Annotated in this window: 21 protein-coding genes; 17 read left to right on the top strand and 4 right to left on the bottom strand. The window is 57.6% G+C overall.

Going from position 1 to position 22,922, the window contains the following annotated elements; translation table 11 throughout:
• The first annotated feature begins 72 nt into the window (after positions 1-72).
• From JQR90_RS15105 to JQR90_RS15080, 6 genes are all read left to right on the top strand, one after another.
• Positions 73-1,782, top strand: a complete 1,710-nt coding sequence (locus tag JQR90_RS15105; RefSeq protein ID WP_434140102.1) for a subtype B tannase — start codon at positions 73-75, stop codon at positions 1,780-1,782.
• A gap of 256 nt (positions 1,783-2,038) precedes the next feature.
• Positions 2,039-2,971, top strand: coding sequence for a 4-hydroxyproline epimerase (locus JQR90_RS15100; RefSeq protein ID WP_010795476.1), 933 nt, complete (start codon positions 2,039-2,041; stop codon positions 2,969-2,971).
• A 5-nt stretch (positions 2,972-2,976) separates the two neighbouring features.
• A complete protein-coding gene (locus tag JQR90_RS15095) occupies positions 2,977-4,113 on the top strand; it encodes an NAD(P)/FAD-dependent oxidoreductase (RefSeq protein ID WP_037030462.1) in 1,137 nt (378 codons plus the stop codon).
• Positions 4,110-4,346 (top strand): 2Fe-2S iron-sulfur cluster-binding protein, encoded by a 237-nt coding sequence (locus JQR90_RS15090; protein ID WP_010795474.1) that lies wholly within the window; start codon positions 4,110-4,112, stop codon positions 4,344-4,346. Before JQR90_RS15095 ends, JQR90_RS15090 begins: the two co-directional genes overlap by 4 nt.
• A complete protein-coding gene (locus JQR90_RS15085; protein WP_010795473.1) occupies positions 4,343-5,617 on the top strand; it encodes an NAD(P)/FAD-dependent oxidoreductase in 1,275 nt (424 codons plus the stop codon). The genes JQR90_RS15090 and JQR90_RS15085 overlap by 4 nt, the downstream gene beginning before the upstream one ends.
• 75 nt (positions 5,618-5,692) lie before the next feature.
• The gene (locus JQR90_RS15080; protein WP_208859634.1) at positions 5,693-6,454 is read left to right on the top strand and encodes an AraC family transcriptional regulator; all 762 of its coding nucleotides are present in this window, start codon (positions 5,693-5,695) and stop codon (positions 6,452-6,454) included.
• On the opposite strand, the gene JQR90_RS15075 is transcribed toward JQR90_RS15080, so the two are convergent.
• Positions 6,451-7,371: a dihydrodipicolinate synthase family protein gene (locus tag JQR90_RS15075; RefSeq protein WP_010795471.1), complete on the bottom strand. Its 921-nt coding sequence runs from the start codon at positions 7,369-7,371 to the stop codon at positions 6,451-6,453. The two genes, JQR90_RS15080 and JQR90_RS15075, sit on opposite strands and share 4 nt — an antisense overlap.
• 212 nt (positions 7,372-7,583) lie before the next feature.
• On the opposite strand from JQR90_RS15075, the gene JQR90_RS15070 reads away from it, so the two are divergent.
• The 7 genes from JQR90_RS15070 to pcaC all read left to right on the top strand — a co-directional run bounded on the left by JQR90_RS15070 (position 7,584) and on the right by pcaC (position 15,591).
• Positions 7,584-8,429 (top strand): IclR family transcriptional regulator, encoded by an 846-nt coding sequence (locus tag JQR90_RS15070; protein ID WP_010795470.1) that lies wholly within the window; start codon positions 7,584-7,586, stop codon positions 8,427-8,429.
• Positions 8,430-8,637: 208 nt separating this feature from the next.
• Complete coding sequence (locus JQR90_RS15065) at positions 8,638-9,978, top strand: MFS transporter (protein ID WP_010795469.1); 1,341 nt, start codon at positions 8,638-8,640, stop codon at positions 9,976-9,978.
• A gap of 254 nt (positions 9,979-10,232) precedes the next feature.
• Positions 10,233-11,438 carry a 3-oxoadipyl-CoA thiolase gene (pcaF, locus tag JQR90_RS15060; RefSeq protein WP_073449465.1) on the top strand — a complete coding sequence of 402 codons (1,206 nt, stop codon included), beginning with the start codon at positions 10,233-10,235 and terminating at the stop codon, positions 11,436-11,438.
• Positions 11,439-11,694: 256 nt separating this feature from the next.
• Positions 11,695-12,984: an MFS family transporter gene (locus JQR90_RS15055; RefSeq protein ID WP_010795467.1), complete on the top strand. Its 1,290-nt coding sequence runs from the start codon at positions 11,695-11,697 to the stop codon at positions 12,982-12,984.
• Between the two features lie 15 nt (positions 12,985-12,999).
• Positions 13,000-14,370, top strand: a complete 1,371-nt coding sequence (locus JQR90_RS15050; RefSeq protein ID WP_010795466.1) for a 3-carboxy-cis,cis-muconate cycloisomerase — start codon at positions 13,000-13,002, stop codon at positions 14,368-14,370.
• Between the two features lie 10 nt (positions 14,371-14,380).
• Positions 14,381-15,169 (top strand): 3-oxoadipate enol-lactonase, encoded by a 789-nt coding sequence (gene pcaD, locus JQR90_RS15045; protein WP_122041846.1) that lies wholly within the window; start codon positions 14,381-14,383, stop codon positions 15,167-15,169.
• A gap of 11 nt (positions 15,170-15,180) precedes the next feature.
• A complete protein-coding gene (pcaC, locus tag JQR90_RS15040) occupies positions 15,181-15,591 on the top strand; it encodes a 4-carboxymuconolactone decarboxylase (RefSeq protein WP_010795464.1) in 411 nt (136 codons plus the stop codon).
• Between the two features lie 56 nt (positions 15,592-15,647).
• On the opposite strand, the gene JQR90_RS15035 is transcribed toward pcaC, so the two are convergent.
• Together JQR90_RS15035 and sseA are read right to left on the bottom strand one after the other, a co-directional pair.
• Positions 15,648-16,928 carry an OprD family porin gene (locus JQR90_RS15035; RefSeq protein WP_434140101.1) on the bottom strand — a complete coding sequence of 427 codons (1,281 nt, stop codon included), beginning with the start codon at positions 16,926-16,928 and terminating at the stop codon, positions 15,648-15,650.
• Positions 16,929-17,497: 569 nt separating this feature from the next.
• On the bottom strand, positions 17,498-18,349 hold the full coding sequence (sseA, locus tag JQR90_RS15030; RefSeq protein ID WP_434140100.1) for a 3-mercaptopyruvate sulfurtransferase: 852 nt from the start codon (positions 18,347-18,349) through the stop codon (positions 17,498-17,500).
• 204 nt (positions 18,350-18,553) lie between these two features.
• On the opposite strand from sseA, the gene epsC reads away from it, so the two are divergent.
• Positions 18,554-19,501, top strand: a complete 948-nt coding sequence (gene epsC, locus JQR90_RS15025; protein ID WP_434140099.1) for a serine O-acetyltransferase EpsC — start codon at positions 18,554-18,556, stop codon at positions 19,499-19,501.
• A 291-nt stretch (positions 19,502-19,792) separates the two neighbouring features.
• Here the strand turns inward: epsC and JQR90_RS15020 are convergent, their stop codons facing one another.
• The gene (locus JQR90_RS15020; protein WP_434140098.1) at positions 19,793-19,924 is read right to left on the bottom strand and encodes a hypothetical protein; all 132 of its coding nucleotides are present in this window, start codon (positions 19,922-19,924) and stop codon (positions 19,793-19,795) included.
• A 295-nt stretch (positions 19,925-20,219) separates the two neighbouring features.
• Between JQR90_RS15020 and JQR90_RS15015 the strand changes: the two genes are divergently transcribed.
• The 3 genes from JQR90_RS15015 to JQR90_RS15005 all read left to right on the top strand — a co-directional run bounded on the left by JQR90_RS15015 (position 20,220) and on the right by JQR90_RS15005 (position 22,900).
• The gene (locus JQR90_RS15015) at positions 20,220-21,362 is read left to right on the top strand and encodes a hypothetical protein (protein WP_434140097.1); all 1,143 of its coding nucleotides are present in this window, start codon (positions 20,220-20,222) and stop codon (positions 21,360-21,362) included.
• A 280-nt stretch (positions 21,363-21,642) separates the two neighbouring features.
• A complete protein-coding gene (gene cbpA / locus JQR90_RS15010; RefSeq protein ID WP_122041851.1) occupies positions 21,643-22,593 on the top strand; it encodes a curved DNA-binding protein in 951 nt (316 codons plus the stop codon).
• Position 22,594: 1 nt separating this feature from the next.
• Positions 22,595-22,900 carry a chaperone modulator CbpM gene (locus JQR90_RS15005; RefSeq protein ID WP_286787399.1) on the top strand — a complete coding sequence of 102 codons (306 nt, stop codon included), beginning with the start codon at positions 22,595-22,597 and terminating at the stop codon, positions 22,898-22,900.
• The last annotated feature ends 22 nt before the right edge of the window (positions 22,901-22,922 follow it).

The following is a 22,922-nucleotide window of genomic DNA, read 5'->3' as shown; positions in this document are numbered from 1 at the left end:
ATTCAACTGTATAGCTACAGCCAGTAAGACCTCATTGTGGAAAACAATAATAAACCTCGTTAGGAGAGCACTATGCGGAGTACCTTTTTGAAGCGTCGCGCTGGCACATTGGCCTTGTGCGGCATGCTTGGTGTAATGGCGGCTATGTCTGCCCATGCAAGTAGTCATCAGGCTTCGCTTCGCTTCAATCCTGCCAGTGGCGGAACAGTGGGGCAGGTCACTGTGTATGGGCAGACCGTCACCTACACTGCCTATACGGTGAGCTATGTTGCCAAGCCCAATGATCCTGCCAAACAGGTCATGAGCATTTATATCCCTGCGAATGCTACGCAAGGCTCCCCCATCTTCATGCCGCTTAATACAGGCGGCTACATGGAGCTCGATCTCCTGACACCCGCGGATGTCACCACTGATAATGTCAACTCTTCAGGTAGTGGTTCAGGCTCAGCTATTGCCGCCGCCTTGGCCCTGTCCAAAGGAATTGTCGTAGTGTCTCCGGCTGGCCGGGGCCGTAATACCACCATGCTTGTCAATGGCGTGACCACAGAGGTCGGTAATGGCCCGGCTGCACTTGTGGATCTGAAGGCAGCGGTGCGATACCTGAAATACAACGATTCGGTCATGCTGGGTAATGCCAACAAGATCGTAGTAAGCGGCACCAGTGGCGGTGGGGCAATGACCTCTCTGCTGGGCATTACTGGAGGCAGTGCTGTTTTCAAGCCGTACCTGGATGAAATCGGTGCTGCACCCAGCAGTGATACCGTGTATGCCGCTTCGCCGTTCTGCCCGATCACAGACTTGGATAATGCCAATGCGGCCTATGAGTACTTTTTTTATGGCTCTGGCATTACTACGGCTAATCCTGGCCGTACGGCACCAATCACGCTCAGTAACAATGATCAGCGCCTTTCTGCGGTCATGGCGCAGATGTATCCAACTTATCTCAACCGGTTAGGACTGAAGCATCCTGATACGGGTGTACCGCTCAAGCTGAACAGCTACAGCCCTGATGCGGTAGCGGGCGGTTCCTATCGAAACTACGTGTACAGTCTTTTCAGTGCATCTGCGACGCGTTTTATTATTGACTCCGGTTATGTGAGCGCAGATGGCAGCCTGAATGAGGCTGGTCAGACCTATATGGCAACTGCCGAGACGGTAAACGGTGTCAAATCGGGCCTGACACCCGATAGCGTCATTACGTGGAATGCAAATACCCGCACGGCAACCCTGAATAGTTGGAAAAACCTTCTCGTCTACATGAACCGTATGAAGCCGGTCGGTGCGTTCGATAACGGGTTCTACAACGTGACGGGTGAGATGGATCTGTTCAATACCGATCCTGCCGCGTTGAAGAATGATATTACCGTTGCCGACGGTTGGAATCATTTTGACCCGAACCTTAAGGACGCGATTGCGAAGGCCGGCTTGAGCGAAGTTGAGGGCTATACCAGCATCAAGAACTTCCGCGTACGCAGTGACGTTGCCCGTTGGGCCGCCATGATGAACCCGATGTATTACGTACTGAGGTACAACGGGCATGGTGGTATTGATGTGAATCCTTATGCTGCCACTGTGTACGGAACAAGCTCGGTGGCCAAGCACTGGCGTATTCGGGTGGGCTCTTATGATCGCGATTCTTCACCCTTCGTCTCGGCCAACCTGGCAATCGCCCTGCAGAATCGAGGGTTGAACGTAGATTACAAAATCGCCTGGAACCAACCTCACTCTGGCAACTATGACAATACCGATATGATTGACTGGATTGCTGGCCTTTCCAATTAGATCCGCATTCTGAAGCGCTCAGCCTACATAAGTATGTTTGACGTTTACCTTGCAAAGGCCTAGCTCTCTTGTTTGCAGTAACTGCTCCGTCTTTATGGCGGAGCAGTTCATTAATACGGTTAGACAAGACAGACGTGCCGCTCCTGTATATCACTCAGTTAATTGTGCTGATTTCGTCCTCCCGCCGAGCGAAAAACACCAAGCCGATTTTGCGTTGACACGCCACGCTGTAAGCCTCTTTTGCGGAGGTGGCGCCATGAGACGTATCCAGGTTATCGACTCCCATACGGGCGGTGAGCCGACTCGTTTGGTCATCGAGGGATTTCCCGATATGGGGAAAGGCTCCATGGCGGAGCGGTTGAAACTGTTGCGGCATGAATACGATGACTGGCGGGCTACTTGCGTGCTTGAACCCCGTGGGAGCGATGTATTGGTGGGTGCGCTCCTGTGCGAGCCGGTAGATCCTGAGGCCTGCGCCGGCGTTATTTTTTTCAACAACTCCGGCTATCTGGGGATGTGTGGGCACGGCACGATTGGGCTGGTGCGATCGCTTTATCATCTCGGTCGGATCGATGTAGGGCGGCACCGGATCGAGACCCCTGTAGGGACAGTAGAGGCAACGCTGCATGAGGACCTTTCCGTCAGCGTGCGGAATGTACCTGCGTACCGCTATTGCAAGGATGTTCCGTTGGAGGTGCCCGGCCTGGGCATGGTGAGGGGTGACATTGCCTGGGGTGGCAACTGGTTTTATCTGATTGCCGATCATAGCCTGCAGGTGAACAGCGACAATCTCGACGCGCTGACCGAGTACAGCTGGGCAGTACGGCAGGCGCTTGAGGCGCAAGGCGTACGCGGCGAAAACGGCGGTGTGATCGATCACATCGAGCTGTTTGGAGGCGATGAATGCGCGGACAGCCGCAATTTTGTGCTCTGCCCAGGCAAAGCCTATGACCGCTCGCCCTGCGGGACAGGAACCAGCGCCAAGCTTGCCTGCCTTGCTGCGGATGGGCATCTGCAGCCGGGTGAGCTCTGGCGGCAGGCCAGCGTGATCGGCAGCCTTTTCGAAGCCAGTTATGCGTGGGAAGGGGAGCGGATCATTCCCACTATTCGAGGCACTGCCCATATCAGCGCCGAGGCCACGTTATTGATTGATGAGGCTGATCCCTTCGCCTGGGGAATTCGGCTGTGAGCCTTCTGGCGCGCACCGCTGCAGCAGATGTTGTTATCGTGGGGGCCGGTATCATAGGGGCTATGTGTGCCTATGAATTGGCTGCCCGAGGCTTGTGTGTTCGGGTCATTGACAATCGAAGCGGTGGTGCTACCGGCGCGGGGATGGGCCACTTGGTTGCCATGGATGACAATCCTGCCGAGCTTGCGCTCAGTCATTATTCCATCGGGCTCTGGAATGCGTTGCGTGAGCGCTTGCCTGAAGCATGCGCCTATCGTAACTGCGGGACACTGTGGCTGGCGGCGAACGATGATGAGTGCGCGTTAGCAGAGGCAAAGCAAGCCAGGCTGGCTGAGCATGGCGTTCAGTCGAATTGGGTCAGTGCCTCTTCGCTACGGCAATTAGAGCCGATGCTGCGCTCTGATCTGGCAGGTGCGCTGAAGGTAATTGACGACGGGATCCTCTACGCTCCGGCAGCAGTCCGTTGGCTGCTGGCCCAGCACGGCAGTCGAATCACCGTTCAGGAGGAGGAGGTCATCCGGGTCGAGGGTAATCGGTTATGCCTGAGCGATGGTCTCTGGATGACGGCACCCGCTATTCTGCTTGCCAATGGCCTGGATGCTTGCCGGTTACTCCCGGAGGTGCCGTTAAGGCCGAAGAAAGGCCATTTACTGATTACAGATCGGTACCCCGCCTGTGTCACCCATCAACTGGTGGAGCTTGGGTATGCTGCCAGCGCTCACGCCAGTGATGGAACCTCCGTCGCGTTCAATGTGCAGCCAAGGCCTACAGGACAGTTGCTGATCGGCTCATCCCGACAATTCGATACCCTGGATAAGCGCGTCGAGTTCGATGTGCTTGGTCGTATGCTCACGCGTGCGCAGCATTACCTACCCGGTTTGGGCGAGTTGAATGCTATTCGCAGCTGGACAGGCTTTCGTGTTGCAACACCGGATGGTTTGCCTTTGCTCGGACAATATCCCGATCAACCGGGCCTATGGCTGGCACTGGGCCATGAAGGGCTGGGCGTTACCACCGCACCGGCCAGTGCACGGATGATCGCTGCTCAGTTACTGGGTGAAGCGATTCCTCTGGATTCCACTCCGTTCCGGCCTGAGCGCTTTGCAAATGCGGCTTCCACCACCCGGGAGGCAACGGCATGATCACGGTGTATCTCGACCGGCAACCTATAGTCGTTACGGGCGGACTGACGGTTGCCGCCTTGCTGGCATTGAGCGAATCACCGGTAGCACGGCTGTCCTGCACAGGTCAGCCACGTGCATCGTTTTGTGGAATGGGTATTTGCCAGGAATGTCGGGTAATGATTAACGGTCGCCGACAGCTGGCCTGCCAGACCTTGTGTCATGAGGGTATGCAGGTGGAGCGTACGGTATGACGGGGCTGAACAGGCTGTCTTGTGATATCGCTATCGTAGGCGCTGGGCCGGCAGGTCTGGCAGCAGCCAGGGCTGCATCCACCAGCCAGCGCTCCATTGTGGTCATCGATGATAACCCCCGGCTAGGCGGGCAGATATGGCGCGACGGGCCAGGGGTGGTACTACCTGCATCGGCGCAGAGTTATCGAAAGGTTTTATCTCAGCCTAATGTTCGGTACTTGGCAGGAACGCGCATCGTAGCTGCGTTGGCACCAGGGGCCTTGTTACTGGAGGATGCACAGTCAGGTTGCCGGCTGGACTATGGGCAATTGATCCTGTGCTGTGGCGCACGGGAACTGCTGCTACCGTTTCCGGGCTGGACATTACCCGGCGTGACGGGCGCCGGAGCGTTGCAGGCCTTGATCAAAGGGGGCGCACCTGTGGCAGGTGAGCGGCTGGTGGTAGCGGGAAGCGGTCCGTTATTGCTGGCTTCTGCCGGAACGGCCAGAGCAGCCGGCGCTGTGCTTACAGGCGTCTATGAACAGGCGGCCCGTCAGCAAGTTATATCGTTCGGTACCGGGTTGCTGCGCTGGCCTGACAAGCTCACCCAGGCATTCAGATTGCTCTCGACTCACTACCGCTGGGCGAGTTATGTCGTTGAGGCCCTAGGAGATAATCGTCTGGAGGCTGTGCGTATTCGCCAGGGTGGCCGTGATAAGGTCGTACCCTGTACGCGTCTGGCCTGTGGGTTTGGTCTGGTGCCCAACACCGAACTGGCGAGTCATCTGGGGTGTCAGCTTGAGGGTGATGCTGTAGCGGTCGATCGCTATCAGCAGACGAGTCAGACAGGTCTCTATGCGGCCGGTGAATGTACAGGCGTTGGTGGTAGTGAGTTGGCGTTGATCGAGGGCGAAATCGCCGGATTGGCTGCTATTGGCAAGGTTGAACAGGCAAAGACTCTGTTCCCACGTCGCGAGCATTGGCAGCGGTTTGCCCGACATGTGCAAGCGCATTTCAGATTGCGACCTGAGGTCAGACAACTGGCCCGTGCGGATACGCTGATTTGCCGCTGCGAGGATGTTGCCCTCTCTGCTCTGGTGGGAGAGCAAGGATGGGATGCGGCAAAGCTTCAGAGCCGGTGCGGTATGGGAGCCTGCCAGGGACGTGTCTGTGGCACGGCGGCTCGCGAATTGTTTGGCTGGGCCTTGCCGGAGCCCCGTATTCCGTTGGTCCCTGCACGGGTCGAGACGCTTATGGCTATACCCAGAGCGCATTCGCGCCACCACTCATAAGAGGTGCTCATGCTTCAGATGATGTCTCCTATAGCCGAACGCGACAGGCAGGCTCCAGGTTTTGCCCCTGAGCAGATGACAGCCTGGTGTGAGGGGCTTGCCGCAGAGCGCCCTGAAGACTTAGAAACCTTGCTTAACAGCGTTGCGCTGATTGCTCCGCTTCTCAATGCGATTCCCAATGTGGTCTTCTTTATTAAGGATCTAGACGCACGTTACCTCTTGGCCAACCTGACGTTGGCGAGACGGTGTGGGTTCAAGACGGTTGCGCCTCTCTTGGGCAAGACGTCCGCTGAGGTCTTTCCGGCGAATCTAGGACCGCTCTATACCGAGCAGGACCACGAGGTGCTTCGCGGAGCGATCATCGAGGACAAGCTTGAGCTGCATTTTTACAACGGTCGTGAGCCAGGGTGGTGTCTGACCTACAAGCTGCCCTTGAAAGGGCATTCAGGGCAGGTGTTGGGTATGGCTGGCATTTCCTATGACTTGCAAGCCGCGCAGGATAACCACCCGGCGTATCAACGGCTTGCGGCGGTCGATAAACACATTCGTGCTCATTACACCCGTCCGATCGCACTGGCAGAGCTGACAGCCATCGCAGAGCTTTCCGTGGCTCAGTTGGAGCGCTATTGCAAGCGGATCTTTCATCTCACGCCCCGCCAGATGATCCATAAGGTGCGTCTGGAAAAAGCCTCTCAATTGCTAGGGACGACGATGCCGATCACCGATATTGCCTTGCAGTGCGGCTATACCGATCACAGCGCCTTCAGCCGCCAGTTCAAGACGCTGACGGGACTCACGCCCCGGCAGTTTCGGCAGGCTGCCAGCGACGCAGTTTAAAGTCCGACGTCAGGCAGTGCAGGACGTCGGGTCAGCGCGTTGTCTACAATCGCTTTCACTTCATCACGGGCAGCCCCTTCGAGGCTCAGGCGAGGAGGGCGGGTGACGGCTGAACCACGGCCTAGTATCTCTTCGCAGAGCTTGATGCACTGGACCAGGTCAGGGCGGGCGTCCAGGTGTAGCAGGGGCATGAACCATTGATAGAGCGACAGGGCTTCGTCGAAACGCTTTTGCATGGCGAGGCGGAACAGGGTTTCGCCTTCCCTGGGAAACGCATTGGACATGCCGGATACCCAACCGACGGCCCCTACAGCAATGCTTTCAAGCACTACATCATCCAGGCCGGCAAAGAGTACGAAGCGATCACCTACAGCGTTGCGCAGGTCAATAAAGCGGCGAGTGTCACCTGAGGAGTCTTTGAAGCAGACGATATTCTCGCAGTCCTTGAGCGAGGCCAAGATGTCCGGCGTAACGTCGTTCTTGTACACCGGCGGATTGTTGTAGACCATGACCGGAAGATCGGTCGAAGTCGCAACGCTGCGAAAGTGCATAGCGGTTTCGTGGGGCTTGGCAGAGTAGACTAGCGCGGGCATAACCATCACACCGTCCACGCCAGCAAAGCGCGCCTCGTTAACCATCTTCTGTGCGAAGGCGGTAGTAAATTCGGCTACGCCGGCGATCACGGGTACGCGTCCGGCCGCCGCCGCCTTGGCGGTCTCGATGACCGATAACTTTTCCGTCATGGTGAGCGAGGTGTTTTCTCCAACGGTGCCGCACACTACAAGCCCGGACACACCATCCGCCACGAGCTTGCTGACAACGCGGTGAGTGGCGTCCAGGTCCAGAGAAAAGTCAGGCTTGAACTGAGTGCTGACAGCCGGAAAGACGCCGCGCCAGTTGATCGCTTGATGTCCCATGGTCGTTATCCCTTTAGCGATAGACAGATGCCTACAGGGTGAACCGCCACCGTTCTTATGGCTTGAGATTTTTCCCCGGGTGCGAGGACGAAATCGGCACAGTGACGATCTGTAAGTGGCCTATAAACGAACAAGACTGCGTTTGTCGTATTGCGATTATCGACCAGATGCTTCGATAATCGGCCAAATCAGACAGCGGCCGGGCAGAGATCATGGATAACTCGAATTCGCGTGACCCTCACAGCTTTGGCGCACCGCCTATCATTGCATCGCCGGCCAAGCGGATCGAGGCCTTTACGGGCGATCCAAACTTCATGACGTCCCTTGCACGTGGCCTGGCTGTGATCCATGCCTTTCAGGAGCGCAAGCGGCATCTGACCATTGCACAGATCAGCCACCGAACCGAGATCCCCCGCGCGGCGGTTCGCCGTTGCCTGCATACGTTGATGAAGCTGGGCTACGTGACCACCGATGGACGGACCTATTCACTATTACCCAAGGTGCTGACGCTGGGCCATGCCTATCTGTCATCCACGCCCATGGCGCTCACCGCCCAACCCATTCTGGATCGCCTGAGCGAGCAGCTGCATGAGGCCTGCTCCGTCGCCACGCTTGAGGGGGATGAGGTGTTGTACATCGCCCGGTCCGCCACACCGCTGCGGCTGATTTCGGTCGATCTGAGCGTTGGCAGCCGGCTTCCGGCCTACTGCACCTCCATGGGCCGTATTCTGCTGGCGGCTCTGGATGATGCTGCCCTTCAGGATTACTTCGAGCGTGCTGACCTGCAGATCAAGACCAGTCGCACACTGCATACGCCAGAAAAGCTGTTGCCCTGTCTCGAGCAGATCCGGCAGCAGGGCTGGTGCGTCGTTGACCAGGAACTGGAGGTCGGGCTCCGTTCATTGGCCGTACCGGTACTGGATGCCTCCGGTCAGGTCATGGCTGCCATGAACGTGGGCACCCATGCCAGCCGCATCACCCGGCAGGAGCTGGAGCGTCGTTTCCTGCCCCTTTTACTCAAGGCCAGCCAGGAACTCAGCTCCAAGCTCTTTCACTGAAACTGTTCGTTAATCGAACCTTTAGCCGTTAATCGAATTGTGCAGTGCGTGCCTGCTCCGTAGGGTAGAGGCACGTTGCCAGCCGGCACGCCTGATAAAAACAACAGAGTCCGCCTATGTTCTGCATGATTTCTCCCGTGAACGGGATGGTGCATGCGCATCGCTCCGATGCGCTTTCTTTCTATTCGTGGATGATGGAGGCCTTGTCATGACGGGAGCCTCAACGAACACGACACTTGATGTTCAGACATTTATCAATGCCCAGCCGCTGAGCCGCTATCAGTGGCGAATCGTGGTGTTGTGCTTTTTGATCGTTTTCCTGGATGGCCTGGACACTGCTGCCATGGGGTTTATCGCACCGGCGTTGACCCAGGACTGGGGTATCGATCGAGCAAGCCTTGGACCGGTCATGAGCGCTGCCCTGGTTGGGATGGTGTTTGGTGCGTTGGGCTCGGGACCGTTGGCGGACCGGTTCGGCCGTAAGGTCGTGCTGGTTGCCGCCGTTTCCATCTTTGGACTTTTCAGCGTGATCTCGGCCTACAGCGGTACGGTGGATCAACTGGTCATTCTGCGATTTCTGACCGGCCTTGGACTAGGCGCCGCCATGCCGAATGCCACGACACTGCTGTCTGAATACACCCCGGAGCGGCTCAAGTCGTTACTGGTAACCAGCATGTTCTGCGGCTTCAATTTGGGCATGGCGTGTGGCGGGTTCATCTCTGCCAAGCTGATTCCGGCGTTCGGTTGGCATAGCCTGCTGTTGCTCGGGGGCTTGCTACCGATGGCTCTGGCAGTGGTGCTGCTGCTGTGGTTGCCGGAATCGGCCCGCTATCTGGTGGTGCATAACCGGGGCGTGGCACGGATTCGCAAGGCCTTGCTGCCCATCGGCCCAAGTATCGTGCAGCAGGCCAGGGAGTTCAGCGTACCAGAGCAGCGCACAGTCAAGGCGCGCAATGTCTTTGCCGTTATTTTCTCCAAGGCGTGTGGGCTGGGCACGGTGCTGCTCTGGCTGACTTACTTCATGGGACTTGTCATCGTATACCTGCTGACAAGCTGGTTGCCTACCCTGATGCGCGACAGCGGGGCAAGTATGGAGCAGGCTGCATTCATCGGAGCCCTGTTTCAGTTTGGTGGCGTGCTTAGCGCGGTAGCCGTGGGCTGGGCGATGGACCGGATCAATCCGCACTGGGTCATTGGCACGTTTTACCTGTTGGCTGGTGTCTTTGCGTATTGTGTCGGGCAGAGCCTGGGTCACGTGACGTTGCTGGCTACGCTGGTATTGGTTGCAGGGATGTGCATCAACGGTGCGCAGTCCGCCATGCCTTCATTAGCGGCACGCTTCTACCCGACCCAGGGTCGTGCCACAGGGGTGTCCTGGATGCTGGGTATCGGACGCTTCGGTGCCATTCTTGGGGCCTGGATGGGGGCCACTCTACTGGGGCTGGGATGGAATTTCGAGCAGGTGCTGACTGCGCTGGTGGTGCCTGCTGCGCTGGCTACGGCGGCTGTAGTGATCAAGGGTATCGTCAGTCATTCAGATGCGTCATAAGGCCTTTTCGAATCACGCAACCGCATACGGGAACAGATAAACGTGTTCGATAATCGACCGTAGATTCGATTATCGGATTGTCTGCTTACAGCCTTGCGGCTTACTGTTCCGTTCACCATCACTCGCCTGGTCTTCCGTCCGGGCGAGTACGACCCAGGTAGCTGGCACCCTCGATTTCAGGTGCTGCCATGACCGTCACACCGCCTCCTTACCCATGGGCCATCGGCCCGACCAGGAGCGGTATCAGGAGACTCATGATGCGTGATGTATTCATCTGCGATGCCGTTCGTACACCTATTGGACGCTTTGGCGGTGCGCTGTCCAGCGTCCGTGCCGATGATCTGGCGGCTATTCCGCTCAAGGCGCTGATGGAGCGCAACCCTGGAGTGCAGTGGGCGGAAGTCGATGAGGTATTCATGGGCTGCGCCAACCAGGCGGGCGAGGACAACCGTAACGTGGCACGTATGGCGCTTCTATTAGCAGGCCTTCCGGAAACCGTACCGGGCGTTACCCTGAACCGCCTTTGCGCGTCGGGGATGGACGCTGTAGGGACGGCTTACCGCGCCATTGCCACAGGTGAGATGGAGCTGGCCATTGCCGGCGGTGTGGAATCCATGTCCCGTGCTCCGTTCGTGATGGGCAAGGCGGACACTGCGTTTTCCCGCGGACAGAAGATCGAAGACACCACCATCGGCTGGCGCTTCGTGAACCCATTGATGAAACAGAAGTACGGTACCGATTCCATGCCGGAAACGGCAGACAATGTCGCGCAGGATCACAATGTTTCCCGCGCCGATCAGGATGCCTTTGCGTTGCGCAGCCAACAGCGCACGGCGGCTTCCCAGGAGAGCGGCTTCTTTGCCGAAGAAATCGTGCCGGTACGAATCGTCCACAAGAAAGGCGAGACGATCGTCGACAAGGACGAGCATCCGCGCCCTGATACCACGCTGGAGATGCTGGCCAAGCTCAAGCCCGTCAATGGGCCCGACAAGACCGTCACGGCGGGTAATGCCTCGGGTGTAAATGACGGCGCTGCGGCCATGATCATCGCCTCGGCCGAGGCCGTGCAGAAGTATGGCCTCAAGCCTCGCGCCCGCATTCTCGGCATGGCAAGTGGCGGCGTTGCGCCACGTGTCATGGGAATCGGCCCAGTGCCGGCGGTGCAAAAGCTGCTGACCCGTCTGGGGAAAACCATTGAAGACTTCGATGTGGTTGAGCTGAACGAGGCCTTTGCCAGCCAGGCCCTGGCGGTAGTGCGAGGCTTGGGATTACCGGACGACAGTGAAAAAGTAAATCCGCAGGGCGGCGCCATTGCACTGGGTCATCCGCTGGGAATGAGCGGTGCACGCCTGGTCATGACTACCGTGCATTGGCTGGAAAAGACCAACAAGCAGCTGGGGCTCGCGACCATGTGTGTTGGGGTTGGACAAGGTCTGGCGCTGGCAGTCGAGCGCGTTTGAGGTCAATGTCTTGGGCACCTCGTACAACGGGTCGCTGATGAGGAATAAGGGTGATCTGCGCCAGCGCGAAGGATTTGCGGCTTTGCAAAGGAGAGAATTGTAAAAGGACATGTCTCACCAAGGCCTGCGAATCCGTCACGCGTAGGCGGCACACCCTGCGACAGGGCAAAGGCTGCCCTCTGTAGGGTCATTCACCGGCACGTCAGGATCGATTGCGTGCCGGATTATTCCTATTTCAATGACAAGAGCGGATCGAATGACTACCAGTTCCTATACGTTGGAAGAGCGTCGTAAAAGAATCTTTGCCATTGTCGGCGCCTCGTCCGGTAACCTCGTCGAGTGGTTCGACTTTTACGTTTACTCCTTTTGCTCCATCTATTTTGCTCACGCGTTTTTCCCCTCAGACGACCCCACCGTTCAACTGCTTAACACTGCCGGTGTATTTGCCGCAGGCTTTCTGATGCGGCCCATCGGTGGCTGGATCTTCGGTGGGGTGGCCGACCGTTATGGGCGGCGTACGTCAATGATGATCTCCGTGCTCATGATGTGCGCCGGCTCACTGGTGATTGCTTGCCTGCCCACCTACGACAGCATTGGCTTCTGGGCGCCGCTTCTTCTGCTCATGGCGCGACTTTTCCAAGGCTTGTCGGTCGGCGGTGAATACGGCACTACTGCAACCTATATGAGTGAGGTGGCGCTGAAGGGTAAGCGCGGATTTTATGCCTCGTTCCAGTACGTGACGCTGATTGGTGGACAGTTGCTGGCGGTGCTGGTGGTGGTCATCCTTCAACAGGTCCTGTCCGAAGAGGAGCTGCGTGCCTGGGGCTGGCGTATTCCTTTTGTGGTGGGTGCGGTTGCTGCCGTGATTTCGCTGTTGCTGCGTCGCTCGCTTGAGGAAACCACGACGGCAGAAAGCCGTGCTGCCAAAGAGGCAGGTTCGCTGTCGGCTCTGTTCAAACATCACAAGGCGGCGTTTTTCACTGTGCTGGGATATACCGCCGGTGGCTCGCTGATTTTCTATACCTTTACAACTTACATGCAGAAGTATCTGGTCAACACCGTAGGCATGCATGCCAAGACGGCCAGCGGCATCATGACCGGTGCGCTGTTCCTGTACATGCTGATGCAGCCGCTGTTCGGTGCCTTGTCTGACCGTATTGGCCGCCGCGCTTCCATGTTGTGGTTCGGTGCGCTCGGCGCACTGTGTACCTATCCCATCCTGCTGACCCTGAAAACCACGACCAGCCCGGTCATTGCCTTTGGCTTGATCATCCTCGCGCTGGCTATTGTAAGTTTCTACACCTCGATCAGTGGCCTGGTAAAAGCCGAGATGTTTCCGCCACAGGTGCGTGCGCTAGGGGTAGGGCTCTCCTATGCCGTAGCCAATGCCTTGTTTGGCGGTTCGGCCGAGTTCGTTGCGCTGAACTTCAAAGCCATGGGGCATGAGAATCTCTTCTACATCTATGTGTCCTGCATGCTGGTAGTGGCCTTCCTGGTAAGCCTGCGCCTGCCGCGCAGAGCCAGCTATCTGCATGACGATCACTAACAAGGATAAATGCGTATGAGTCAGCGTCCGACCCATCAACTCTTCGATGCCTACTTTACTCAGGCCGCGATGCGTGATGTCTTCAGTGATAGCGGGCGCCTGCAGGGCATGCTGGATTTCGAAGCCGCCCTGGCGCGAGCCGAAGCCGCGGTCGGCCTGATTCCCAAGGATGCCGTCGCACCGATCGAGGCGGCTTGCCGCGCCGAGGCCTATGACCTTGCCGAATTGCAGCAGGCCATCGTGAGCAGCGGCAACTCGGCCATTCCGCTGGTCAAGGCACTGGGACGTGAAATCAAGCGTACAAGCCCCGAGGCCGAGCGCTATGTGCACATGGGCGCCACCAGTCAGGACGTCATGGATACTGGGCTTGTGCTGCAGGTCCGCGCAGCCCTCGCGCTGCTGGAAGACGGTCTGGCTGCCTTGGCTGATGCCCTGGCCAAACAGGCTCAGCGCTATGTAGACACGCCCTTGGCCGGACGGACATGGCTGCAGCATGCAACGCCCGTCACGCTGGGTATGAAGATTGCCGGCTGGCTAGGCGCCATTAACCGTCATCGCCAACGGCTGGCTGAGCTTAAGCCGCGTGTTCTGGTGCTGCAGTTTGGTGGTGCGTCGGGCACACTGGCGGCGCTCGGTGACAAGGCCATGCCGGTCGCCGAGGCGTTGGCTAAAGAACTTGACCTGACACTGCCTGATCAACCCTGGCATACCCAGCGGGACCGCTTGGTAGAGGCCGCCAGTGTGTGCGGCATGATTGTCGGAAGCCTGGGCAAGCTGGGGCGTGACCTTTCCCTGTTGATGCAGACAGAAGCGGCGGAGGTTTTCGAGCCGGCCGGGCAGGGGCGGGGTGGTTCCTCGACCATGCCCCACAAGCGCAATCCGGTCAGCGCGGCAGTCCTGATCAGCGCTGCGACCCGTATTCCCAACCTTGTCGCCACCATGTTCGCGGCCATGCCTCAGGAACACGAGCGCAGCCTGGGGCTCTGGCATGCCGAATGGGACACCCTGCCTGATATCTTCTGCCTGACTTCGGGTGCGCTGGAACAGGCGTTGCTGGTAGCCGAAGGGCTGGAAGTTGATGCCGAACGCATGCGCACGAACCTGGAGCTGACCCACGGACTGGTACTGGCCGAGGCTGTCAGCATTACCCTTAGCCAACGTGTCGGCCGTGAGCAGGCGCATCAGCTGGTCGAGCAGTGCTGCCGCCGTGCGGTCGAGCAGAAATGCCACCTGCGTGAGGCGCTCGGGCAGAACGAGACCGTGACCGCCGAGCTGTCTGCCGATGAGCTGGATCATCTGCTCGATCCTGCGCACTACTTGGGACAGGCCCGCACCTGGGTAGAACGCGCCTGTGCCGAACACCATTCACTGACGTCTGCTCGCTAGGAGGATTCCTGTGCCAACTGTGCAACTCGCCGAGGGCGAACTGAATTACCGTTTCGATGGCCGTGAAGACGCGCCGGTTCTGGTACTGTCCAACTCGCTGGGCACTGACCTGCATATGTGGGATGACCAGGTTCCCGCTTTTACCGAGCATTTTCGCGTACTGCGTTATGACACACGGGGCCACGGCGGCTCCACCGTCACGCCCGGTCCGTACACCATTGAGCAATTGGGCCATGACGTCTTGGCGCTGCTGGATGCGCTCAAGGTTCAGAAAGCCTTTTTCTGTGGACTGTCCATGGGTGGACTGACCGGGCAGTGGCTGGCAGTAAACGCCAGTGACCGTATCCAGCGTGTCGTTATCTGTAATACCGCCGCCAAGATCGGAACGGCAGACGGTTGGAATGACCGTATTGATACGGTTTTGAAGGGCGGCCAGGCGGCCATGGTCAATCTGCGTGATGCCTCTATTGGGCGCTGGTTTACACCTGAGTTCTCTCAGGCAGAGCCAGCCAAGGTCAAGCGCATTACCGACATGCTCGCAGCTACCTCGCCAGAAGGGTATGCCGCCAATTGTGCTGCCGTGCGTGACGGTGATTTTCGTGAGCATCTCAAGGCCGTCACCGTTCCGGTGCTTATCGTGGCGGGTACGCACGATGCCGTCACCACACCGGCCGACGGTCACTACATGCAGGCTCAAATTCCGAATGCCGAGTATGCGGAATTCGATGCTGCGCATCTTTCCAATGTACAGGCCGGCGAAGCATTCAGTCGCCGTGTTCTGGCTTTCCTGACGGCTTAGGAGATCTCGAGATGGACGAACGCGAACGTTATGAAAAGGGCATGGAGGTCCGTCGCGCGGTATTGGGCGATGCCCATGTGAATCGCAGCCTGGAAAAGCTCACGCCATTCAACGAGGAGTTTCAGGAGATGATCACCCGGCATGCCTGGGGTGATATCTGGACCCGTCCGGGCCTGCCGCGGCATACCCGTAGCCTGATTACCATTTCCATGCTGATTGGGATGAACCGAAGCGAAGAACTCAAGCTGCATCTGCGCGCCGCTGCCAACAACGGTGTAACGCGCGATGAGATCAAGGAAGTGATCATGCAGAGCGCCATTTATTGCGGTATCCCGGCGGCCAACGCGACCTTCCATTTGGCCGAGTCGGTATGGGATGAGCTGGGCGTGGAGTCACGCCAAACTCAATATGAAGGGCAGTAGGCAAGGCGTTATAAAAAAGCCCGTCGAAAGACGGGCTTTTTGTATTGACCTGGCGCTTACAGAATCGAGATAGGGTAGCTGAAGATCAGGCGGTTCTCGTCGACATCGTTGTTGCTGCCATAGTCGCGACGGACCATAGAGTTTCTCCAACGCATGTTCAGGTCCTTGAGCGGGCCGCTCTGGAAGGTATAGGCCACATCGAAGTTACGTTCCCATTCCGAGCCGTCATCATTGGCAGCGTTGACGTAGATGTTGTCACCATGGCCGTAACGCGCCATGAAGGCCAGACCCGGAATACCCATAGCAGCAAAGTTGTAGTCGTAACGCAGCTGCCACGAGCGTTCCTTGGCATTGTCAAAGCTCTGGGTAAACATGTCGTTTACGATACTGCCGCCGCTGGAACCGTTAACGCTCAGCCAGCCGTTATCACCGCTGACGCGCTGATAACCTACGGTAAACTTGTGACCACCAATACCGGCGGACAACTGTCCAGTGAAGAGTTTGTTGTCCAGGTTGCCCGCGCGCGCCTGGCCTTCCTCTTCACCGGTGAAGTAACCCAGGTTCGCGCCCAGGCTCCAGTCCCCGAACTTCTGGGTATGGGTCAGGTTGAAGAAGTTCTGCTTGTAGACATCTTCGAACTGCGCGTGCCATACGCCAACCATGGTGCGCTTCTCGTTGAAGGTGTATTCACCCCCTACATAATTGAAGCGATCCGAAGAGGCTGCACGAATCTGACGGGCACCGCCGGTCGTGATGGACAGATCCTCCATGTTGGAGGAGTTACGCAGGCTCACCTGGCGAATCTGCGCAGCATAGAACGTGAAGCCGTCCAGTTCCTTGGAGGTCAGTGTCGCACCGCGGAATGTCTGAGGAAGCAGGCGACCATCGTTAAAGCGAAGCACGGGTACGTTAGGCATCAATTCGCCTAACAACAGATCAGTCTTGGAAATACGAGCCTTGAAGGTAGCGCCCAAACGACCGAAATCATCGGCGGCACGCCCGTCATCATGTACCGGCAGCAACTGTGTACCAGCACGACCCCGACCGCTGTCCAGCTTGATCCCATAGAGCCCGGTCAGGTCCAGACCAAAACCTATGACGCCCGGTGTGTAACCCGAGGTTGCCGTCATAATGAAACCTTGACCCCATTCTTCGACCTTGCTCTGTGGAGCGTTTGGGGTACGGAAATCCCGGTTGAAGTAATAGTTACGGGTCATCACGTTGACTTTGGCGTCTTCCAGAAAACCTTCGGCATGAGCAGCCATCGGTAATGCCAAGGCCAGCGCAAGCGGTGTGAGTCCAATAAACGCAGGAACAGAGAGATAGCGAAGGGTCATTATTGTTGTACTCCCATGAGTAATGGTGCCGCACCTGAGCGCAATCTCTTGCGGATTAATTTATCAGAGGCGGAGAGGCCCTGATCCTCAGGGCATTTCATGTCCGGCCTGAATAGGCAGCCGAACCTAAGCGGACGCGCAAACGCCTCCGCGAAATCTGGAAGAGGGGGGAATATCGGGTGGGGAAGATAAGGCCGTGCAGGGTGCGATCTTCAACATTCAGGTTATTCCATTATTAAATTTATTGTGGAATTCACCCTTGTGCCTTATGGCCAGGGTTGTACGATGACGTGCCGCGATAATGCTATCGATTCGCTACCTAAAGCAATAGCCATTTGTTCGTTTATCGCACTTGAAAGACCGTATGAGACAAATGGCTTAACTGTATGCCTGATAACACTTTTAAGTAGCACATAAGCGGCCGAGCCCTGAAACAGCGTGGCTCAGGGAAGAAGATCTGTCTTGGTCGAGACCCTAGAAAAGGCGTCTATTAGACTAAAGAATAATCTTTGGAGCCTACGCCGCGGTGGTGGGGCGGTACCGTCAGAGGAGCGATACCGCAGGAATGCTCAAGCCTGTCCTGTCGCTTTGGGGGTATCTGGGCGTGAGCCCCATTCTGTCCAGGAGCCGTCGTACAGGGCCCCTTCCGGTAGGCCTGCCACTGCCAGTCCCAGGAGAAGAACGGCTGCTGTCACGCCACTGCCGCAGCTGGTGACCACTGGTCGTGAGCCGTCCGCACCAGAGTGCGCGAAGCGCGCGCGAAGCGTTTCGACATCCTTGAACGTTCCGTCAGCATTGAGAAGATCGGTATAGGGCAGGCTGGCGCTACCTGGAATATGCCCGGAGGCCAGGCCTGCACGCGGCTCGGGCACCGACCCCTCGAAGCGATTGGCCGCGCGTGCATCCAGTACCTGTTCGAGGCGGCTGTCGAGGTTGGCCTGGATATCGCCCAGGCCCCGTAGCATTCTGGCATGGAATGTGGCTTCGAACGTGTGGGCCGGTACGACAGGTGCCGGGCCTTGTTCTACAGGTCGATGTTCGCTCTGCCACTTGGGAAGGCCTCCATCAAGCACTGCGACCTGATCATGGCCGAAGAGGCGAAACATCCACCAGGCACGCGCTGCTGAAAACAACCCTTTCTGGTCATAAACCACAACGCGGGACTGGTTGTTGACCCCCAGCTCACCTACCAGCCGGGCGAAACGACCCTGAGAGGGCACCATGTGCGGCAGCGTTGTGTCCTGATCTGAAATCTCTTCGATATCGAAGAAGCGAGCATTAGGTAAGTGAGCAGCCTCATACTCGGCGCGTGCATGTTTCGACTCGTTAGGCAGGTAGACACTGGCATCGAATATCACCAGGTCTTTGTTGCCCAATGCGTTGGCAAGCCACTCGGTACTGACCAGGGGGCCAAACGTCATAAGAGTTCTCCTGTATGAATGTTCCACTTATGGTTGCCTTGACGCCAGGCGGTGCGGCGTTGGCAGGTCTGTCCCCATCCTATCCGATCGGGCAGGCGATGCGGTAAGGTACGAACAGGCGTTGGGGCGCGCTCGATCAGCCGCAACGTTTTATTGTCGAACCCAGGACCGGCCCGCGCCGGTTCTTTTTCCAGGAACGTGGTAATGAGCGATTCAAATACGGTGCGGGGTAAAGCCCCGGGGATCAACTGGCAACTGGAACGAATCGTAGGTGAGCTGCATGACGCTCGTAACGAATGGCGTAGCCAGCATGGCCGAACGCGAGAACTGAGCAGCCGTGAACTGCCTTCGCGAGCGGTAATGAGCGAGATCCTTGAGTCGCTCTGTAGCGCCTTGTTTCCGCTCCGTCTAGGACCCAGTGACCTACGTGCGGAAAGCGAAGACTTTTTCGTAGGGCACGTGCTGGACCGTGCGCTCAATGCTCTGTTAGGGCAGGTGCGGCTGGAGCTGTGCTATACCGCCCGACAGCGGGGGATGCCTGAATGCTTGGTCGAAGACCCGGCGCAGCGCATCGTGCAGGACTTCGCTTTGGCACTGCCTGATCTACGCCGTCTTTTGGATACCGATGTGCTGGCAGCCTACCGGGGCGATCCGGCCGCGCGCAGTGTGGATGAAGTGCTGCTGTGCTATCCCGGTATCCTGGCTGTTATCTACCATCGTCTGGCGCATCAGCTCTATCGTTCGGACCTGCCGCTACTGGCGCGCATGATTGCAGAGCTGGCTCATTCAGCCACGGGTATCGATATCCATCCAGGGGCGCAGATCGGCCCCAGCTTCTTTATCGATCATGGTACCGGCGTGGTTATCGGTGAGACAGCCATCATTGGCGAGCGGGTCCGGATCTATCAGGCAGTGACTTTAGGTGCCAAGCGCTTCCCGGCCGATGAGTCCGGTAATCTGCAAAAAGGGCATCCACGTCATCCGATCGTCGAGGACGATGTGGTGATCTACGCCGGCGCGACCATTCTGGGACGCATCACTATCGGAAAAGGCTCCACCATTGGCGGTAATGTCTGGCTGACGCGTAGTGTTCCGGCGTTCAGCAACGTGACCCAGGCCAACTTGCAAGGATGCTCCAACAGCGATCAGTAAAGGTGTCGCTCGGCAGGCTAACGCTTCAATACGCAACATGCCCTGACTGCCACAGGCATGAGGGGCACGATTGCTATCCAGGAATGATTACGCCGGATGTCGAAGGCGGCAGCCAGGCTTTCAACGCTGCTGCGTTCGGTGATTCTGATCCGTCCCCTGATGGCCAACCCGTTAGCGCATCCGTGATAGACAGGCGTTGGGAAACATCAGGCACAAAAAAAGGGTTGAAGCTATAGGCATATAGTCTTCAACCCCAAGACCGAGTAGAAGAAATCCGATCGACTGATCAGATCATGGTGAAATCGGGTCGCTGGCAGGGAAGGTTTCCTCTACGGCCTGGTCTAGCTGGTCGTCATCGACGTCACGATTATCGAGGTCTTCGTTTTCAGCGTTCTGGTTTTTGGGGTGCTTGATGTCGCTCATGTTCGTCTCCCGTTCGGGCCTTATTCAGGCGTTATCCATTAGGCCGTAAGGGCGTCGTAAGGTTCTAACCGCCCATCCATAAGGTGCCGGTCATCGCTTGGCAAAAGGCAAGACGCACATATTTTCAATCTTTCGGTTGATACCCGTCGCTGCGCTAAACGGCGAATATAGCCTCCCGATTCACAATGCCTGATCGCTAGGGTGCCCTTGCAGGTTCTTGCGCAATGGTAATGCGGTAAAGGTCTTCTAGGCCTTGCTGTACCTCTGGTGGAAATAAACATTCATGGAGAGAGCTATGTTTATCTTCAAACCGCTCGCCGCTGCCGTTCTCGCGGTGTTAGCCACGCAAGCCTTCGCTGAAAACAATACGGCCCGACAGGACCAGCACGGTGTGCTCAATACGGCTACGATCGAGCAGTCCGGCTCCGGTAACGCCGCCAAGCAGTCGCATAGCGGTTACGCCAATGAGGCTCGTCTGGCTCAGGCCAATAGCCAAGCCGGTACTGCACAGCAGGCACAGGCGGGCAATTACAACGTTGCGACTGTCGAGCAGGCTGACTCGACCAATGCCTATTCCAACCAATACCAGTATGGCTGGAACAATCAGGCGTCGGTCTCCCAGCAAGCTTCCGAATCCGCTTCAGTCAACCAGAGCCAGACAGGCACTGCCAACGAAGCTGAAACCGAGCAACTAAACACGACCCAGGCAACCTCCCGGATTACGCAAAACGGCAATACTCATTGGGCCCATACGCTGCAGGAAGGGGCCGTGGCCAGTGAAGTATCCGTTAATCAACAGGGCGACAATCACACCGCTCTGCTGTGGCAGCGGGACGGCTCCAATAACGTTGCGACGGTCATTCAGACAGGGAACGATACCTCCGCCAATATCTACCAGCTGGACAGCCAGGGTTCCGTGGCCACGCTTGAGGTCAGTGGTATGAATACCTCGGCCTATGTCACCCAGCGCGGTACGCAGCAGCAAGCCGCTGTTCGTATCGACGGTCAGAATGGCGGCGCCCTGGTCACTCAGGAAGGCAGCAATAACGACGCAGACACTACCCAGAGTGGTGTCTCGAACAGTATCGATGCTTTCCAGGCAGGTGACTGGCAGGCCGCTCAGCTCAGCCAGGTGGGTGACTACAACATTGCGACCGCCAACCAGACCGGGACCGGTAACGAGTTCTATGCCGACCAGACCGGCAACAGTAACGTCCTGTACGGCACGCAAGAGGGTAGCGACAACATCCTGAGCGCTTCGACCGAAGGCTCGCTCAATGAAATCATCATCGGGCAGCAGGGCGATCGTAACGTGGCGTATCTCAGCCAGCTGAGCGGATCGGATAACCACATCACGCTACAGCAGACCGGTGCTGATCTACGGGTCAACCTGAGCCAATCCGGCACAGGCAACCGCGTCAATCTGATTCAGCAGTAAAACTGATCCTCCCTCGCGCACCGCCTTCGCACAGGCGGTGCGCGCCTGAAGCCGCTTGGCAAACGGCTGCCTTCCGTGTCTTTTTCGCAACCGGCACTGGATTCCTGGCGTACTGTCCACATCTTTATCGAAGGGTGTTTGTGTCGTGCACTGACCTGTATCAGCGCCATACCGGGCTGATAGGGCTATGGTTATAGACAGGTACGATCACCGGGCAGCGGCAGGCCTGTCATGGCTGTCTGCTTTTGGCTGTTGTCGATTGACGAGACGGTGAGGTTCGATGGAATTCAAAGATTATTATGCGCTACTGGGCGTCGACCCGGGCGCAGACGAAAAAGCGATCAAGACCGCATACCGCAAGCTGGCGCGCAAATATCATCCAGATGTCAGCAAAGAGCCGGATGCGGAAAACAAATTCAAGGAAGTCTCCGAGGCCTATGAGGTTCTCAGAGATCCGGAAAAACGAGCCGAATACGATCAACTACGCCAGTACGGCCGGGCCGGGCAGCAGTTCGAGCCGCCGCCAGGCTGGGAGTTCAACGGCAATTTTGGCGGAGGAGGAGACGGGCAGTACGAGCGGCATTTTTCCGATTTCTTCGAATCTGTTTTTGGTGCCCGACCCGGTAGTGGGCGCGGCCAGGAGCGTAGTGCCGGACGAAGAGGGCAGGATGTGGAAATGGAACTGCCGTTGTTTCTCGAAGACACGCTGTCGGACGAGCCGCGGACCATCAACTATCGGGTGCCTAGCTATAGTGCGAACGGTCTGCGTCACGAGAGCGTACCCAAGAGCCTGAACGTACGCATTCCGGCAGGCGTGACCGATGGCGAGCGAATCCGGCTGAAAGGGCGGGGCGCCCCAGGGCTCAATGGCGGACCCGACGGCGATCTTTATCTGGTTGTCCGGCTGGTTCCTCATCCACTCTTCGATGTCGACGGGCATGACCTGCTTCTGACCGTTCCGCTTGCGCCTTGGGAAGCTGCACTAGGCGCTAAGGTAACTGTCCCCACCTTGAGCGGAAAGCTGCAATTGACCGTTCCGGCCAACAGCCAGGCGGGGCAGCGTTTACGTCTCAAGGGTAAGGGGTTGCGAACCCGGAAGGGCGGCGCAGGAGACCTGTACGCCGTGATCAAGATTGTCATGCCCAAGACTCATGATGAGGCTACTCGGAAACTATGGGAGCAATTGGCAAACAAGGCCAGCTTCAACCCTAGAAGTGAGTGGAGGGACTGAGATGACCACCGTAATCGTGGAATTTGACATCGAAGAGATCAGCCAGCTGGTCGATACGCCAGTGACTCACATCGTCGAGCTTGTCGAGCATGGCATCGTCGAGCCACGCGGGCCGCGGCCAGAAGTATGGGTATTCGACCTGCCAGCGTTGCATACGGTACGTCGTGCCGTACGGCTGCAACGAGAGCTTGAGCTGGACTGGGCGGGCATCGCACTGGCGCTCGACCTGCTGACCCAGGTAGAAACCCTGCGTATGGAAAACCGCATGCTCAGGCAGCGGCTTGCCCGCTTTGTGCTTGATGAGTAAAAGGAGGGCTCCAGGCACATAT

Source organism: Pseudomonas sp. JZ114, assembly GCF_051027705.1.
In the GTDB taxonomy this organism is placed as follows: domain Bacteria; phylum Pseudomonadota; class Gammaproteobacteria; order Pseudomonadales; family Pseudomonadaceae; genus Chryseomonas; species Chryseomonas luteola.
The sequence above is the reverse complement of the archived record's forward strand: the minus strand, read 5'-3'. Positions and strand labels throughout refer to the sequence as shown.

Coding starts and splice junctions, on each gene's coding strand:
- JQR90_RS15105 (WP_434140102.1), top strand. CDS start 73: ATGCGGAGTACCTTTTTGAAGCGTCGCGCTGGCACATTGGCCTTGTGC.
- JQR90_RS15100 (WP_010795476.1), top strand. CDS start 2,039: ATGAGACGTATCCAGGTTATCGACTCCCATACGGGCGGTGAGCCGACT.
- JQR90_RS15090 (WP_010795474.1), top strand. CDS start 4,110: ATGATCACGGTGTATCTCGACCGGCAACCTATAGTCGTTACGGGCGGA.
- JQR90_RS15085 (WP_010795473.1), top strand. CDS start 4,343: ATGACGGGGCTGAACAGGCTGTCTTGTGATATCGCTATCGTAGGCGCT.
- JQR90_RS15080 (WP_208859634.1), top strand. CDS start 5,693: ATGACAGCCTGGTGTGAGGGGCTTGCCGCAGAGCGCCCTGAAGACTTA.
- JQR90_RS15075 (WP_010795471.1), bottom strand. CDS start 7,371: ATGGGACATCAAGCGATCAACTGGCGCGGCGTCTTTCCGGCTGTCAGC.
- JQR90_RS15070 (WP_010795470.1), top strand. CDS start 7,584: ATGGATAACTCGAATTCGCGTGACCCTCACAGCTTTGGCGCACCGCCT.
- JQR90_RS15065 (WP_010795469.1), top strand. CDS start 8,638: ATGACGGGAGCCTCAACGAACACGACACTTGATGTTCAGACATTTATC.
- pcaF (WP_073449465.1), top strand. CDS start 10,233: ATGATGCGTGATGTATTCATCTGCGATGCCGTTCGTACACCTATTGGA.
- JQR90_RS15055 (WP_010795467.1), top strand. CDS start 11,695: ATGACTACCAGTTCCTATACGTTGGAAGAGCGTCGTAAAAGAATCTTT.
- JQR90_RS15050 (WP_010795466.1), top strand. CDS start 13,000: ATGAGTCAGCGTCCGACCCATCAACTCTTCGATGCCTACTTTACTCAG.
- pcaC (WP_010795464.1), top strand. CDS start 15,181: ATGGACGAACGCGAACGTTATGAAAAGGGCATGGAGGTCCGTCGCGCG.
- JQR90_RS15035 (WP_434140101.1), bottom strand. CDS start 16,928: ATGACCCTTCGCTATCTCTCTGTTCCTGCGTTTATTGGACTCACACCG.
- sseA (WP_434140100.1), bottom strand. CDS start 18,349: ATGACGTTTGGCCCCCTGGTCAGTACCGAGTGGCTTGCCAACGCATTG.
- epsC (WP_434140099.1), top strand. CDS start 18,554: ATGAGCGATTCAAATACGGTGCGGGGTAAAGCCCCGGGGATCAACTGG.
- JQR90_RS15020 (WP_434140098.1), bottom strand. CDS start 19,924: ATGAGCGACATCAAGCACCCCAAAAACCAGAACGCTGAAAACGAAGAC.
- JQR90_RS15015 (WP_434140097.1), top strand. CDS start 20,220: ATGTTTATCTTCAAACCGCTCGCCGCTGCCGTTCTCGCGGTGTTAGCC.
- cbpA (WP_122041851.1), top strand. CDS start 21,643: ATGGAATTCAAAGATTATTATGCGCTACTGGGCGTCGACCCGGGCGCA.
- JQR90_RS15005 (WP_286787399.1), top strand. CDS start 22,595: ATGACCACCGTAATCGTGGAATTTGACATCGAAGAGATCAGCCAGCTG.